The organism is Streptomyces sp. NPDC048278 (assembly GCF_040652195.1).
In the GTDB taxonomy this organism is placed as follows: domain Bacteria; phylum Actinomycetota; class Actinomycetes; order Streptomycetales; family Streptomycetaceae; genus Streptomyces.
In genome coordinates, this window is sequence record NZ_JBEZLP010000029.1 from 23186 (window position 1) to 38697 (window position 15512).

The 15512-nt window shown below is 71.2% G+C and carries 12 protein-coding genes; 7 read left to right on the forward strand and 5 right to left on the reverse strand.

Annotated elements, in window-relative coordinates; genetic code table 11:
• Positions 1-9 precede the first annotated feature (9 nt).
• Positions 10-969 carry an ABC transporter substrate-binding protein gene (locus tag AB0D74_RS36895; RefSeq protein WP_362596641.1) on the reverse strand — a complete coding sequence of 320 codons (960 nt, stop codon included), beginning with the start codon at positions 967-969 and terminating at the stop codon, positions 10-12.
• Between the two features lie 583 nt (positions 970-1552).
• On the opposite strand from AB0D74_RS36895, the gene AB0D74_RS36900 reads away from it, so the two are divergent.
• Together AB0D74_RS36900 and AB0D74_RS36905 are read left to right on the forward strand one after the other, a co-directional pair.
• A complete protein-coding gene (locus AB0D74_RS36900; RefSeq protein ID WP_362596643.1) occupies positions 1553-2785 on the forward strand; it encodes an NADP-dependent malic enzyme in 1233 nt (410 codons plus the stop codon).
• 291 nt (positions 2786-3076) lie between these two features.
• Entirely contained in the window at positions 3077-4042 is a 966-nt protein-coding gene (locus AB0D74_RS36905) for a zinc-binding dehydrogenase (RefSeq protein WP_362596645.1), read from the forward strand.
• A gap of 30 nt (positions 4043-4072) precedes the next feature.
• Here AB0D74_RS36905 and AB0D74_RS36910 read toward each other — a convergent pair whose 3' ends face one another.
• The gene (locus AB0D74_RS36910) at positions 4073-5170 is read right to left on the reverse strand and encodes a PadR family transcriptional regulator (RefSeq protein ID WP_362596647.1); all 1098 of its coding nucleotides are present in this window, start codon (positions 5168-5170) and stop codon (positions 4073-4075) included.
• Position 5171: 1 nt separating this feature from the next.
• Entirely contained in the window at positions 5172-6146 is a 975-nt protein-coding gene (locus AB0D74_RS36915) for a DUF4097 family beta strand repeat-containing protein (protein ID WP_362596649.1), read from the reverse strand.
• Positions 6147-6347: 201 nt separating this feature from the next.
• Here AB0D74_RS36915 and AB0D74_RS36920 point away from each other — a divergent pair, with 201 nt between their 5' ends.
• Positions 6348-6572 carry a hypothetical protein gene (locus AB0D74_RS36920; RefSeq protein WP_362596651.1) on the forward strand — a complete coding sequence of 75 codons (225 nt, stop codon included), beginning with the start codon at positions 6348-6350 and terminating at the stop codon, positions 6570-6572.
• 103 nt (positions 6573-6675) lie between these two features.
• On the opposite strand, the gene AB0D74_RS36925 is transcribed toward AB0D74_RS36920, so the two are convergent.
• Together AB0D74_RS36925 and AB0D74_RS36930 are read right to left on the reverse strand one after the other, a co-directional pair.
• A complete protein-coding gene (locus AB0D74_RS36925; RefSeq protein ID WP_023586593.1) occupies positions 6676-6855 on the reverse strand; it encodes a DUF6104 family protein in 180 nt (59 codons plus the stop codon).
• A 475-nt stretch (positions 6856-7330) separates the two neighbouring features.
• Complete coding sequence (locus AB0D74_RS36930) at positions 7331-7927, reverse strand: putative immunity protein (protein WP_362596654.1); 597 nt, start codon at positions 7925-7927, stop codon at positions 7331-7333.
• 269 nt (positions 7928-8196) lie between these two features.
• On the opposite strand from AB0D74_RS36930, the gene AB0D74_RS36935 reads away from it, so the two are divergent.
• The 4 genes from AB0D74_RS36935 to AB0D74_RS36950 all read left to right on the forward strand — a co-directional run bounded on the left by AB0D74_RS36935 (position 8197) and on the right by AB0D74_RS36950 (position 15503).
• Complete coding sequence (locus AB0D74_RS36935; RefSeq protein ID WP_362596656.1) at positions 8197-8715, forward strand: CU044_2847 family protein; 519 nt, start codon at positions 8197-8199, stop codon at positions 8713-8715.
• The gene (locus tag AB0D74_RS36940) at positions 8712-10913 is read left to right on the forward strand and encodes a trypsin-like peptidase domain-containing protein (RefSeq protein WP_362596658.1); all 2202 of its coding nucleotides are present in this window, start codon (positions 8712-8714) and stop codon (positions 10911-10913) included. The genes AB0D74_RS36935 and AB0D74_RS36940 overlap by 4 nt, the downstream gene beginning before the upstream one ends.
• A 122-nt stretch (positions 10914-11035) precedes the next feature.
• Positions 11036-12097 (forward strand): MoxR family ATPase, encoded by a 1062-nt coding sequence (locus AB0D74_RS36945; protein WP_362596660.1) that lies wholly within the window; start codon positions 11036-11038, stop codon positions 12095-12097.
• 7 nt (positions 12098-12104) lie between these two features.
• Positions 12105-15503 carry an SAV_2336 N-terminal domain-related protein gene (locus AB0D74_RS36950; protein WP_362596662.1) on the forward strand — a complete coding sequence of 1133 codons (3399 nt, stop codon included), beginning with the start codon at positions 12105-12107 and terminating at the stop codon, positions 15501-15503.
• Positions 15504-15512 lie beyond the last annotated feature (9 nt).

Consider the following 15512-nt stretch of genomic DNA (forward strand, 5'->3'; position numbering starts at 1 on the left):
GCCCGGGCTTCAGGAGCCGCCGTTGATCTTCGACTCGGTCACGGCGCCCTGCGTGACGTTCCACTTCTCCAGGATCTTCTGGTAGTCGCCGTTCTTGATGATGGCGGCCATGGCGGCCTGGATCGCGTCGCGCAGCTGGGTGTTCTCCTTGCTGACCGCGATGCCGTACGGGCCGGCCTCGATCTGCTCGCCGACCACCTCGAAGTCCTTGCCGCTGTTCGACGTCTTGGCGTTGTACGCGGCCACCGGGAAGTCGTTCAGGTCGGCGACGGAGGCGCCCTGCTTCAGCCGGAGCAGCGCCTCGGGGTCGGTGTCGAAGGTCTGCAGGTCGATGGCCTTGCCGCCGTCCTTCGTACACTTCTCGCTCTGCGCCTTGGCGATGCCCTCGGACGTGGTGCCCTTCTGCAGGGCCACGACCTTGCCGCACAGGTCGTCCAGGGACTTGATGCCCTTCGGGTTGCCCTTCTGGACCAGGATCGAGGTGCCGGCGGTGAAGTAGTCGACGAAGTCGACGCCGCTGCCGACCTTCTTGCCGGTGTCGGAGTCGATGCCGTCCTGGCGGTCCTTGGTGTCGTTCATCGCCGACATGATCGCGTTGAAGCGGTTGGCCTGGAGGCCGACGATCAGGTTGTCGAACTTGCCGTTCTGGAACTCGAACTTCACGCCCAGCTGCTTGCCCAGCGCGTCCGCGATGTCCGGGTCCACGCCGACGGCCTTGCCGTTGTCCATGTACTCGACCGGCGGGTAGGCGATGTCGGAGCCGACCTTGATCACACCGGCCTTGCGGATGTCGGCGGGCAGCTTGCTCGCCAGCGGGGCCGAGGACGTCGAGGAGGAGCCGCTGTCGCCGCCCTTGTCCGTCTGGTCACCGCAGCCGGTGAGGATCAGGGCGCCTGCGACCGCGATCGCACCGAACGCGGCAATCTGGGAGCGCGAGGTGGTGGTACGACGGGTGGAGCCTGCGGTCATGGTGGGTTCCTCCGGCAGTGGGTAGGACAAGCCGATATACCGATGTGTCTGATATGTCGATATGCCGATGGGTCGACGGAAACACACACCTTCGGGTGTCGCGACCTCGTGGGTTTACGGCATCCTGCCATTGGGATTGCTCCAAGCAGACGTGTCACCATGTCAAAATCGGATAACGGGTGACCCCCGTGACGCGTCAGGCCGGTCCCTCGCCGACCCGCCACCCCGCACATCTGCGGGAATCCGACCTTCTGGCCGGAAGATCTTCGGTTCACCGCCGGTTCACCTCGGGCTGCACCCCGTGATCTTCCGCCGGTCATCCAGCCGCTCATCTGTCGGCTCTCAACGACATCCGTGATGTGACCTTGCGCCTATTCGACTCGTCGTGAGCGCGGTCCGTCCGGTAAGAAGGTTCTTTACACCCCTCATCCGGGGCTCAGGGCGCGTGTGCGGCGCGCCCGTCGCGCAGGTGCTCGTACGTGCCACTCGTACGTATCAGTGATCGGGCCCTGCGCGGTGCCCGCCCACTCCCTCACCGGGAGTGGCCGACCCTCAAACCATGCATACCTAAGGGGTAAGACAAGTGGCAGCGGAGATCGTCAATCCTCGCAGCGACAGCGCGTCGGGCAGTACGGACCAGGACGGCGGGGCCGAGCCCCTCGATTCCTTCGATCCGGCGTTCGCGCTGCACCGCGGCGGCAAGATGGCCGTGCAGGCCACCGTGCCGCTCCGTGACAAGGACGACCTTTCCCTCGCGTACACGCCCGGAGTCGCGCGCGTGTGCACCGCGATCGCGGAACAGCCCGAGCTGGTCAACGACTACACGTGGAAGTCGTCCGTCGTCGCCGTCGTCACCGACGGTACGGCCGTGCTCGGCCTCGGGGACATCGGTCCCGAGGCATCCCTCCCCGTGATGGAGGGCAAGGCCATCCTCTTCAAGCAGTTCGGCGGCGTGGACGCGGTTCCCCTCGCCCTCGCCTGCACCGACGTCGACGAGATCGTGGAGACCGTCGTCCGGCTGGCTCCCTCCTTCGGCGGAATCAACCTGGAGGACATCTCGGCACCGCGGTGCTTCGAGATCGAGCGCAAGCTCCAGGAGCGCGTCGACATCCCGGTCTTCCACGACGACCAGCACGGTACGGCCGTCGTCACCCTGGCGGCCCTGCGGAACGCCGCGCGGCTCAGCCGGCGCGAGATCGGGCAGCTCCGGGCGGTCATCTCGGGCGCCGGCGCGGCCGGGGTCGCCATCGCGAAGATGCTGGTCGAGGCCGGTATCGGAGACGTCGCCCTCGCCGACCGCAAGGGCATCATCTCCGCCGACCGCGACGACCTCACCGAGGTCAAGCGGCAGGTCGCCGGGTTCACCAACAAGGCCGGGCTCAAGGGCACCCTGGAGGACGCGCTGGCCGGCGCCGACGTCTTCATCGGCGTCTCCGGCGGTACGGTCGCGGAGGAGGCCGTCGCCTCGATGGCCGAGGGCGCGTTCGTGTTCGCCATGGCCAACCCGAACCCCGAGGTGCACCCCGACGTCGCCCACAAGTACGCGGCGGTCGTGGCCACCGGGCGGTCGGACTTCCCGAACCAGATCAACAACGTGCTGGCGTTCCCGGGCATCTTCGCGGGCGCGCTCCAGGTGCGGGCCTCCCGGATCACCGAGGGGATGAAGATCGCGGCGGCGGAGGCGCTGGCGGCGGTCGTCGGCGATGATCTTGCCGCCGACTATGTCATTCCGTCTCCCTTCGACGAGCGGGTTGCGCCTGCGGTGACCGCGGCGGTGGCCGCGGCTGCGCGGGCCGAGGGGGTTGCCCGACGGTGACCCCTCGTGGCCCCGCCCTCTTGGGGCGGGGCCACTTTTTGCCCACCCACCCACCCGATCGGGTGCCTGCGAGGTGACCGGTGTGCTGGGGGCTGCCGCCCCCAGACCCCCGCAGAGGGCCCGTCGGGTGCGTCGTGGGGTGCTGGTGCGTGGGGGCTGAGCGCGCAGTTCCCCGCGCCCCTTACGGGGCGATGTGCGCGGGGCACTTGTGCGGGGCGCTGTGCGCAAGAGGGTATGTGTCACAGCGGTCCCCGGTTTCGCCCTCGGCCCCGGGAACCTATCGTCGGCTTCATGTTCGCCGTCTACGCCGCCCGAATCGACCGCGACCAGCCGCTCTCCGGACTTGAGTTGGGGGAACGTCCCGCCCCCGAGGCCCGGGCCGGCTGGAGTACCGTCGAGGTGCGGGCCGCCTCCCTCAACCATCACGATCTCTGGTCGCTGCGCGGCGTCGGTCTTCCCGAGGGCCGGCTTCCGATGATCCTCGGGTGTGACGCCGCCGGGGTCGACGAGGACGGCAACGAGGTCGTCCTGCACTCCGTGATCGGGCAGAGCGGGCACGGGGTCGGTCCGGACGAGCCCCGGTCCATCCTCACCGAGCGCTACCAGGGCACCTTCGCCGAGCAGGTCGCCGTGCCCACCTGGAACATCCTGCCCAAGCCCAGGGAACTGTCGTTCGCCGAGGCCGCCTGCCTGCCGACCGCCTGGCTGACGGCCTACCGGATGCTCTTCACCAACGCGGGCGTACGACCCGGTGACTCGGTCCTCGTGCAGGGCGCGGGCGGCGGTGTCGCCACGGCCGCGATCGTGCTCGGCAAGGCCGCGGGGCTGCGCGTCTTCGCCACCAGCCGCGACGAGGCCAAGCGGAAGCGGGCCCTGGAACTCGGTGCCGTCGAGGCCGTGGAGCCGGGAGCCCGCCTGCCGCAGCGCGTGGACGCCGTCATCGAGACCGTCGGCGCCGCGACCTGGTCCCACTCGGTCAAGTCGCTGCGGCCCGGCGGCACCATCGTCATCTCCGGCGCCACCAGCGGCGACCGCCCCTCGCACGCCGAGCTGACCCGGATCTTCTTCCTGGAGCTGAAGGTCGTGGGCTCGACCATGGGCACCAAGGACGAGCTGGAGGACCTGCTCGCCTTCTGCGCCGCCACCGGTGTACGTCCCGTCATCGACGAGCTGCTCCCGCTCGACCGCGCCCGTGAGGGCTTCGAACGGCTGGAGTCCGGCGACCAGTTCGGGAAGATCGTGCTGACCGGTTCCTGAGGGCGGGGCCCCGATCCGCGGGGCCGGGTCTCAGGGCTTCGGGGTGCGTAGCAGCGCTCCTATGTGGGCCGCCGCCGTCGAGAGGTGGCGGCGGGCCTCCCGGAGCTGGTCCGTGGTGACTCCGTGGTCGCGGGCCGCGTCGCGGATGTCGTCGCGGAAGCGGTCCAGGAGCCGGTCGAGGTCGCGGGCCGCGTCGCCGGTCTCGGTCTCGTCGCCGTGCGCCCACACCGGGACGTACTGCGCCGGGAAGTCCTCCGGGGTCTGTGTGTACTCCGGGGCCTGCGCCGGCTTCCGCAGGTTCGGGCCGGTGCCGGTGCCGGTGCCGGTGCCGGGCTCGGAGCGGGTGCCGGGATCCGGCTCGGTGCGGGTGGTGAAGCCCTTGCCGAAGTTCTTGCCGTAGTCCTTGCCGAAGTCGCCGAACTCCTTGGCGAGTTCGGTGAGGCCCTCACGGACCCCTGTCGGCCAGTCGCCGCGCGCGAAGTGGTCCTGGACGTGGTCCTGCACCCGGCGGGCGATGCGCTGCATCTCCTCCTGCGCCTGGGCCCGCGCCTGGGCCTGGGCCTCCTGGGCCTGCCGGCGGGCCCGCTGGGCCTCGTCACGGGCCCGGCGGCTCTCGTCCTTGGCGCGGCGGGCCTGCTCCTTCCACTCCTGCTTGACCCGGCGCATCTCCTCCTTGGCGGCCCGCCACGACTCCTTGTCGCCGAGGTCGCCGTACTCCCCGGTCCCGGCGCCCGCGCCGTGCCGGGCCTCGGAGGCGGCCTCGCGCACCTCGCGGCGCAGGTCACCGGCCGCGCCGCGCACGTCCGCCCTTATCTCGGCGGCCAGTTCCGCCACCGACTCCCGGATCTCCAGCTCCAGGTCGGCCAACTCGCCGCTGCGGTCGGCCAGTTCGGCGCGGCCGGCGTCGGTGATGGCATAGACCTTGCGACCGCCCTCGGTGGTGTGCGTGACCAGGCCCTCGGCCTCCAGCTTCGAGAGGCGGGGATAGACGGTGCCCGCCGACGGGGCGTAGAGGCCCTGGAAGCGCTCCTCCAGCAGCCTGATCACCTCGTACCCGTGGCGCGGGGCCTCGTCCAGCAGCTTGAGGAGGTAGAGGCGGAGACGGCCGTGGGCGAAGACGGGAGGCATGTCAGAGCACCTTCTTGTCGGTCGTGCCGTCGGTCGTGCGGTCAGTCGAGTCCGCGGTCGTGTCGGCCGTCGTGTCGGCGGTCGTGTCGTCCGTTGTGCCGGCGGCCGGTTCTGCTGCGTCCGTGGGTGACTCGGCTGCCCAGGCCGCCCGCTCGTCGTCGTCCTCCTTGGGCGGGCGGCGCAGCAGGGCGATGGAGCCGGAGACCGTGGTGGCGCGGAGCTTGCCGGTGCCCGCGCCGAGGCGGCCGGTGATCTTGTGGGCGCCCCACTGGCCGTGCACCCGCAGTCCGTCGAAGGCGTTGGAGATCGTGCCGCTCGCGGTGTTGGCCTCGACCTCGGCGTCGGCCGGGTGCGGCAGCCGGATGGCGATCTCGCCGGAGACGCTGGTCAGCCGGACGTCGGTCGGGCCGTCCGGGTCCAGGTCGATGATCATGGAGCCGCTGACCGAGTCCGCGCGCACGGCGGAGCCCGAGCCGTCGACGACGGTCAGGTCGCCGGAGACGGAGTTGAAGCGCAGGTTGCCGGTGACCGCCTGGGCCTCCAGGTTCCCGGACACCGTGTCCGCGCGGACCTCGCCGGAGAGGCCGACCAGGGTGGTGTCGCCGGTGACGCCCTTGACCACCGAGGTGCCGGTGATCCCGGAGACGACGGCCGCCGCGCCCACGACGCCCACCTCCACGCGGGTGTCCGCCGGGACGGCGAGGGAGACCACCGCGCTGCGCCGCCAGCCCTTGCGGTCGAGCCACTTGAGGAAGCCCTTCCAGGGCAGGTCCTCGTAGGCCACGGTGAGGGTGCCGCCCTCGTGGGTGACGACCAGGGGCGGGCCCTCGATCCGGGAGACCTCCAGGCGGGTGGAACCCTCGTCGGTGCCCACGACGTTGACTGTTCCGTTGACGATGCGGACGTGCAGGTCGCTGACGGGGGTGTCGAAGTCGAGCTTCTCGGGCTCGGCGACGGACCACTCGGACTTGGGCATGGTGCGGACCTCCTCGGGCCGGACGCGAACGCGATGCTACGGCTCGCGCCATATCGCGTCTTCCATGAAACACGATATATCGCGGACGTCGGAAGTCAAGACACCCGTGGGGGTGGCCGGTTGGGGGTCACGTTGACGTCGACGGGGTCCGAATGGGGCGCATATCGGGCGGTAAGTGGATGAATTGCTTACCGTGTGGTCATGTCGACGGACGAATCCAGGGCCGGTCTCCGGCTGTCGGGGGCGCAGGGCGCGGAAGGCGTGCCGAGGGCCCGTCGGCTGGCCCTGGCCGAGGTGGCGGTGGGGCTGCCGGCCGCCGCGTGGGGGATGCGGCGGCGCAGCGTGGGATGGGCCGCGGTGGGGGCGGTGCTGATGGCGCACGGGGCGCTGGAGCTGTCGTACGAGACGGTGTTTCCGCGGGACTGACCGGCGGGCCGACCGGGGCCGGCGGGGTCGTACTCGGCTGCGGCCCGGTGGGGGCTGGTCGCACAGTTTCTCGCGCCCCTGACGGGGCGCGTTCCCAGGAGCCCTACTCCTCGTCCTCGTCGTCCAGGCGGGCCAGCCACGTGGCCAGGCGCTCCACCGGGACCTCGAAGTCGGGGTTGAGGTCGACGAAGGTGCGGAGTTGTTCCGCGAGCCACTCGAAGGTGACCTCTTCCTCGCCGCGCCGCTTCTCCAGTTCCTCGATGCCACGGTCGGTGAAGTACATGGGGTGCTCTCCTGCTGCCTGCACGTGTGGATGCCCGGTGATGGATGTCTACCAAGCCTAATCCCGGGTGCAAGCGGCTCGGTTCGGTCTTCGTAAGGGATGGGCGAGCGGTCGACAACCGGCGATGGAACGCCTTCGGCCCTCATGGCTCTGGAGACCCGTTCTGAGACCGGCACTGCTGTCCACTGGTGGGATCAATGGCGGTGTCGTGGGCCCCGCGAAACTTCCGGTGGCCGGCCGGGCGTTGATCGTCACGGCGCGAGCCCGCTCCAGGGTCGACCCTTTGTTTCATTCCGCGAGCCGGCGGGCTCTGCGGACAGACCGAGCGTCTGGGGTGCGCTGCTGTCGCGGACGCCGGCTTCCTGTGGGTCTTCGCTGTCCGACGCGACCTGCTGAGCCGCTTCATGGGCCAGCTCCGCCACTGCCTTCAGGCGCGGCAGCCGTTCGACGAACAGTGCGCCTTCGCCCTACGGCTTCACCCCTCCGCCTCGTCCGAGCGTCGACCACAACTGGACACGGAGAGCCGCTCAACGAGGGTGAGTGAACGAAGATCAGCGTCCAGCAGGCGAATCAGCTCACCAACTCGTCCGCCCCCGCCTGGCGCCACTGGGAAACGTCTGAGTACGTCAACGACGACCGGAGTCGCGTGATGCACCGCTCGCTCAAGGTGCACGGCAGCAACGCTTCGGTCGTCACCGGCGACGAGTTCGGCCGCTCTGGCCGCGTGGGCGGCGGCTCCGAGGATGTGTTTGACCTGGGTGGCCTTGGCCAGAGGATGCAGATAGGCGGCACCCGCTGCGGACATCGCTGCCCACGCTGCCTCGTGCGCAGCCACGGTGTCCGTACTCTTGGCTGCTTTGAGGGCCGCCGACGCTGTGTCGCGCAGAGACTTCCCGCGCTCGCCACCCCGAGCGAATTCCCACGCGGCGCCGACCGCTTCTCGAGGCCGCGAGTCGTCTGGCTGATCGGCCTTGAAGATCTCGAGCGCTGCCTCCGCACATGCCGCGGCGAACGCGGTGACCTCACGAAGGTCCTGCCTGCTCAGAACGATCTCGCTCGCTTCACCTGTCATGAACCCATCTTCGAGCACTGTCCCGGCCACCTTCAAAGCAGATCAAGAGGACGGCTTGACCTCCTGCCCCCCTGAGATGTCCACGCGGAGGACGAAGGCGCGCCGTCGGTGATGGGTAGGGCTCGCTCGGCGAGGGAAGGACTCTTTCCCCGTGGACGGGAAACGGCGACGTCTTCCCGCATGGAAGGGGCGGGGGAGTACAAAGGGCGCGGCGCAGGGAGAGCATGGGCCCCGGGGCTGGGGCGGCGACGGGGAACGGGGGAGTGGAGATGGATCAGGACGCCACGCGGATAGTGCGGGTGCGGCTGCCCGACGGTACGCCTGTGTGGGCGCGTATCTCAGGGGCCGGGGAACTGGCCGTGCCGTCTGGCGAGTTGTCGTTCACGGACACCGGTCTGGCGGAGCGGGTGGAGGCCAGTGTCGAGAGTCTGCACTCGCTGGTCGCCGGAGTTGCGCGGTCGCTCGCGGAACCGCTGCACGCCGTGCGGCCCGACGAGGTGAGCGTCGAGTTCGGGATCGAGCTGACCGCGAAGGCCGGGAAGGTGGTCGGACTGCTCGCGGACGGGGAGGCGAAGGCCGCGCTCACGGTGACGCTGACCTGGAAAGAGGGTGGCCCTCCCGATCCGGACGACGGCCGCCGCGTCGGTCACGGGGGACGTGCCGGCCGTGGCGGCTCCCCGGCGCCGGAACCCGCTTCGGAACCGGCCAGGGCCACGCGCGCGGGCGCATCCGGCGGCGCTCCGGTGCACAGAGGCGTCCAGGGGGCGGGGGCTGGGGGCACGGAGTGACGGGCTGGCACGACGGGGGCGCATCGGGGGGCTGGGATCCGGCCCACCATGCGCTGCGCGAACTCGTGATGGCGGCCACCGTGCGCATCCATCGCACAGGTGTCGGGAATGCCCCGGAAGAGGTCGGGGCGTTCCTCGGCAGCGGCTTCTTCGTCGCACCGAACTGGGTGCTGACCTGTGCACATGTGATCCACGGCGGGGAAGGGGACGAGGTCACCGTGATCTACCAGTCCGGTCCCCACGATGATCCGTGCGCCGTACCCGGCAAGGTCGCGGCGACTCTTCCGGAGCAGGTCGACGAGCCTGTCCAGGGCGGCTGGCCTGCCCCTGACCTGGCCCTTGTCCGGCTGTGCGAGCCGGTGGACCATGAGTGTGTCTATGTCTCCGAGCGGCCGATGCCGCACTACACCGAGGGGCGGGTGTTCTACGCCGGCTGGGCCCCCTTCCAGGGGCGGCCGGAGCCGCTGGACGGCTTCCTGACCGTGCACGGCACCATCGGTGGCTGGTCTGCGGGCGCCCAGATGCGCCTTGGCGAGAACGAACTCCCGCTCGGCGTCTCCGGCGGGCCCGTGATCGACCCGGTGCGTGGTGAGGTCGTCGGCGTCCTGAAGTCACGCGCGGACCGCGCGGCGGGCGGCACGTCGATCGGCATCGAGCGGCTGCGCACCCTCCCGGTCGCGCGGACCGCCCGGCCGCACGACCTGTACCGGCACGAGCTGCGCCATCACGACGCCTACCAGCACGACCTGTACCAGGCCGTCTGCCACGCGCACGACCGGTACCACCGAGACCGCCAGCAGCTCAACGATTCCGGACGTCCCACCTGGACCGACCTTCAGGCCGATCTGGGCGCCCGCCCGGGCCGTACCCTGAGCCCGCACGAGCGGCTCGAACTGCTCGGCAGGCTCGCCGACCTGCCGCCCCCGGACAGCATCCACGACCTGCTCGACATCCTCCACTCGCTGCCGAACCTCCGGCTTCCCACCCTGTCGCCCGCACCGCGCGGCTGGCGCGACGGTCTCGGTGCGTTGTACGAGTACGTTCGGCAGGACGGCGCGCTCCCGCTCGTCGTCGAGTACGCGATGCGGGTCATGACCGCCGATCGTCCGGTGACGTCCTTCGTGTTCGACGCCGAACAATCCCTGTGGGAGTGGATCAAGCGGACGGCGCCCCGATTGGACAGCGACCACCGCAGCGATCTCGCCCGCAGGCGCGCCCGGCACCTCGGTGACCGTCGACGCGAGCGGGCCGGCGCCGACGGCGCCGAGCACCGCCCCAGCACTCGGACCGAGGCCCAGCCCGCTACCCAGCTCTCCGTCCTGCTCGAAGTGGAGCAGCTGGCTTGGAATCGCAGCCGCTGCGACTGGTCGGTCGCGGTGGTGCGGCCGGACGGCGAGGCGATCCGGCTGGACGACGGGCAGGCTGCCCCGCTCGCTGACCTCGTCGCCTGCCTCGGCGAGCCGCTCGCCGAGGCGTTCCGGCGCTGCGACGAGCCCGACCGGCCCGTTCCGCTGTACGCCGCTCTGCCGCACCCGCTGCTCGACCTGCCGGTGGACGCGTGGCGGCTGCGGCCCGGCGCCGACCTCTTGGGCGCGGAACGGCCGGTTCTGGTTCGCTGTACGGACCGTGACCAACTATCCGCAGAAAATAAAGGTTATGGTCGTGAATATCCCGGTGAGGACCTTCCGCGTGGGGAATTCCCTGGCGGAGGCTTGGAGTACGACCGCCGTGACCGTTGGCGTCGGGTGCATGACACGCACGGCGGGGGCGGGATCAAGCAACAGGTCCGGGCCGAGATACTGGACTGCGACGACGCGGTGCGTCGGCCCGTGTCGGATGCGGCGGTGCTGCGCGGCCTTGCGTCCGGCGCGATCCCGGTGCTGTGCCGCCAGGGCGACCGGCACTATCCCGACGACGACACCGCACTCGGCCGGATCGTCGGGGCGGGGTACGGAGTGGTGCTGTGGCGCCGCTGGACGCGTCCGGCTGACTCGCTGTGCGGGGAGTTCCACCGAGGTGCCCGGATGACCGTCGATGATGCGGGCGGCGCTTGGGAGCTGCCCCGGCTGGTGCACCGCTTGCGCAGACGGATGTGCGAAGGACTTCCCGAGGCGTTCTGGGCCAAGGGCATCGCTCTCCTGTACGACGATCCGCATCAATCCCTGCCCGGTGCCGAGGACTTGCTGGAGGCACTGTGAACTCGCGCGCCTGGTGTGCGGCCCTTACACGGGTTCTTGCGGGTCGTTAACGTGAAACGCGCTGGAGTGCGTTCGACGGCTGCCGTGGGGACGGAACGGACGAGTGACGACAAGGACCGGATATGACCGAATCCAGTGAGTGGCTCATCTACCGCGGTGCTGGGGAGCCCCACGACGGCATGAACAGGTTGCCTCCGGCTCCTCCCTGGCGGGACTTCTCCGGCCGGGAAACGCGGGAGACGGCGGACGAGGGCGACGGCCTCACGCCTGCGACGGACAGAGGTGACGGCTCCCGGGACCGCAGGCTCGGTGCGCACCGGCATCTCGCCGAACTGCACCGGCCCGGCGCCGAGGAACTGGAGATGATCAATGCGGCGCTGTACCTGCGCCGCCCGTTGCTTGTCACCGGGAGTCCGGGCGCGGGCAAGAGCACCCTCGCGCACTCGGTGGCGTACGAACTGGGTCTTGGCGACGTGCTGCGCTGGTCCGTCGTCAGCCGTTCCAGGCTCCAGGACGGCCTGTACGACTACGACGCCATCGCCCGGCTCCAGGACGTGCAGATCGCGGCCCAAGGCGGGGACGGCGCGGAGGGCGGCGGCCCGGGGGCCGTCGAGGCGATCGGCAGTTACATCCGGCTCGGCCCGCTCGGCACCGCGCTCGTGCCCTCCGACTCCCCGCGTGTGCTGTTGATCGACGAGCTCGACAAGAGCGACATCGACCTGCCCAACGACCTTCTGAACGTGCTGGAGGAAGGCGAGTTCGACATCCCCGAGTTGCAGCGGATCGCCGACCGGTTGCCGGACGGCGAGGCCGAGGTGCTCACCGCCGACGGCACCAAGGTCCGGGTCCGCGACGGCCGGGTCCGCTGCCGGGCCTTCCCGTTCGTCGTGCTGACCAGCAACGGGGAGCGGGACTTCCCGGCCCCGCTGATGCGCCGCTGTATCCACCTGGAGCTGGACCTCCCCGACCACAACCGCCTGGCCACCTTCGTCCGCGCCCACCTTGGCGACGAGGCGGCCCGTGCCGGCGACGACCTGATCAACCGGTTCCTGGAGCGTTCGCGCAGCGAACTCCTCGCCGCCGACCAGCTGCTGAACGCCATCTACCTCACCGACGCGGCCTCCCCGCCCAGCCGGGACCGCCTCGCCGACCTGCTTATCCAGCGCCTTGACCGTCCGAGGTGAGCCGCTGATGCCGGACGCAGCGCCCCGACACGGCCCGCTTCCGCCCGACCCGGATCTGCCCGGCGCCGAGGTCGGCCCGCTGGCCGAACTCATCCGCCGGCTGCGGATGGCCGGGCTCGACCCGGACATCAAAGGGCTCAGCGATGCCCTCTGGCTGGCCCGGTGGGCGCGCCCACCGGGCGGCGCCGGGACGGGCGGCGCTGGGACGGGCGGGGCGCAGGGGCCGGGTTCCGGCCCGCATCCGGAACTGCCGAACGCGGAGACGCACGGGGCGCCGGGGGAGGAACAGGGGACCGGCGTACCGGCGCGGGAACCGGGGGCACCGGCTCCGCCACCGGGCGGCGGAAGCCGGGCGCCGGTGGAGACCTTCGAGGCCATCGGACCCGACCGCCGTGCACACCTCTACCCTGTATCGCCGCAGCGGCGCGGTACCGGTCGCGGCCGGACCGCCGGGTTGCCGGTCGGGGCGCCTGCCGCTCCCACCTTGCCCGCGCCACGCGAACTCCAGCGCGCTTTACGACCGTTGCAGGCCTACCGGAGTGCCGCTCCGCCGCTGCGCGCGGAGCTGGACGAGACGGCGACCGCCGAGCGGAGTGCGCGGGCGGGCGGCCTGATCCTGCCCGTCCACCGCCCGGTGTCCCGCGGAGACGCCCGGCTGCAACTGGTCATGGAGGTCTCCCCGTCGATGCGGGTCTGGGACCGGATGTTCGGCGAACTGATCCAAGTGTTCGGCCAGTTGGGAGCCTTCCGAAGCATCCGGGTGAGTCATCTGCACACCGGACCCGACGGCGGGATCGCGATGAGCCGAAGTGCGGACATGCACGCGGCGCCACTGCACACCGCCGACCACCTCAGCGACCCGACCGGGCGCAGTATCACCGTCCTGGTCAGCGACTGCGCAGGGCCACTGTGGCGCAGCGGCCGCATCCACCGACTGCTCCACCACCTGGCCCGGCAAGCCCCGGTCGCCGTGCTCCAGCCGCTGCCGCAGCGGATGTGGAGTCGCACCCGGCTGCCGGTGACGTACGGCGAACTGAGCCGTGGCGAGACCCTGGGCGGCGCCACCGCACTCCGTGTGCACACCCCGGCCGGGGTCGCGTCCGGCGGTCCACGGGGCGCCGTACCGGTACCCGTGCTGCCGCCCGAGCCCGTGGCGCTCGGGGCGTGGGCCAGGCTGCTGTCCAGGATCGGCGCCGGACCGGTGGCGGGTGCGGTGGGCTGGGTGCGCGCGGACCCACCGGCCGTGGGGGCGCCGTCTTTGCGGCGCACGCTGTCGCCGGTCGAGCGGGTCAGCAGGTTCCTGTCCACTGCCTCGCCGGGCGCCGGACGCCTCGCCGGATACCTGGCCGCCGCTCCGCTCTGCCTGCCGGTGATGCAATTGGTACAGCGAACCATGCTGCCCGACTCCGGCCCCTCCGAACTCGCCGAGGTACTGCTCGGTGGCCTGGTCACCCGCGCCGGCGAGGACCAGGCGGACCAGGGCGGGGGCGGCACCCAGTGGTACGAGATGGAGCCCGAGGTCCAGGAGGCTCTGCTCGCCATGGTCGGCAGGGGCGAGGCCCTGCGTGTCCTCAAGCACTGCTCCGAGTACATCGAGCAGCGTTTCGGCAGGCGCAGCGTCAACTTCCCGGCGCTGGTCCTGGACCAGATCGGCGATGGCGAGTCGGTCGGACGGCCGTACCCCTCCCGCGGTGACGGCGAGGCGAACCCGGTTCCGCAGCCCTTCGCCGAGGTCGCTGTTCGAGTCCTGGAACGCTTCATGCCGCTGCCCGAGCGGTTCCGTCCGCACGGTGGCCGCGACACCGCCGTACGGCCGAGCGAACGCCCCGGCCGCCAGGCCGTCCACCAGGCCCGCGGCCTGCTGGCCCGGTTCGACACCGAGGGCATGCTGCAGGACCTTGTCGACGCGGTACAACTGCTGCGCGGGGCCACCCGGCACGAGGCGCTCGCTGAGGATGACCCGCAATTGTGGTCGGAGTACGCGAGTTGCGTCCTGCGTATGTGGGAGGTCCAGGGCGGCGCCGATCTGTTGAGCGAGGCCGAGGCGGCGGCGGACCGGGCCGTCGCCCACCCGCACGCCCGGCGCGAACGGGCCGTCCTCGCCCGGGTGCTGCGGGCCGCCGCCACCGACCGCAGGCGGCGGGGCGACCCGGCGGGCGCCCTCGATCTGCTGCGCCGCGCCGATCAGGAGTACGCCGAGGCCTGTGGCACCCCCGAACTGGACCAGCGGGAGGTGCTGCGGCTGACCCTGGAGAGAGCCGGCGCGCTGGAGGCGCAGTGGAGCCTGGACGGCGACAGCGAACCGCTGCGCATTGCAGCCGGCCTGCTGGAGGCGCTCACAGGCGCCTGGCCCGACCGCCACCTGCCCCCCGAACTGCCGCTGGCCCGGGGCCGAATCCTGCTGCGCCTGTCCGGTACCGCGGAGGACCCCGAGCAGTCCCGCCGCTACGCGGAACAGGGCACGCAGTCTCTGCGCAGCGCTGTGGACGACGGTGGGGGTACCGGCACCTGGCCGGTGTCCTCTCGCGTCGGGGCCCTGTCGGACCTGGTCGACGCCTTGCTGAGCTCGGGCGGTGCCCTGTCCGAGGCCCAGGCACGTATCGACGAGGCGCTGGCCCTCGCGCGTTCGGGGAGCGAGCGCGCGGATCTGCTGATGCGGGCGGGGCGGATCAGCACGGCGCGGTACGCCGAGTCCGGGGAGCCAGGGGAACTGCGTGAGGCGGCAGAGCGCTTCGCGCAGGCGGCGCAGAGGATGCCCCGGGAAGTTCCCGCGTACGCGGATGCCCTCGCCGAGTGGGGCGAAGTCCTCCTGCGGCAGGCGGCGGCGGAGACCGGTTCATCCGCTTTCGAGTTTTTGGTCCAGGCGATCCGGGTCCTGCGCGGATGTCGTGCGGAAACGCCTTCGGACAGTCCTGAGCTCGCGGCCCGCCTCCTTCTGCTGGGCCGTGCCCTGTTGCTCCGCTACCGGGCCCGGGGCGACCGAGTCGACCTGCGGGAGGCCGAGTACCTTCTCGGGCTGGCCGGTGCGCAGGCCCGCGACCCGCTGCTCTCGGCTCACTGCTGGTTCGAACTGGGGCAGGCCAGGTTCGAGGCGTATCAGGGCCTGGGGCGTCCCGCCCGGCTCGACGAAGCGGTTGAGGCGTTCGGCGCAGCCGCCGCGGCAGCTCGGTCGGCGGAGCGGGACGCGGGATCGCCCGGCCTGCGCGAGCAGGTGGTGAGGCTGGGGGCGCAGGCACACCACTGGCGGGGCACGTCATACGAGGCCGCCGCCCGCCCGCTGGCCGCTCGGGAAGCCTACCGGGCCGCCTGGACGGAGTGGTCCCGGCTTCCGGACGACAGCGCGGGCACCGAGGAGCCCACCGCACGGCAGACGGAGCTACGACTGGCAGAGCTGGAACGGGACTGATCAACGGGA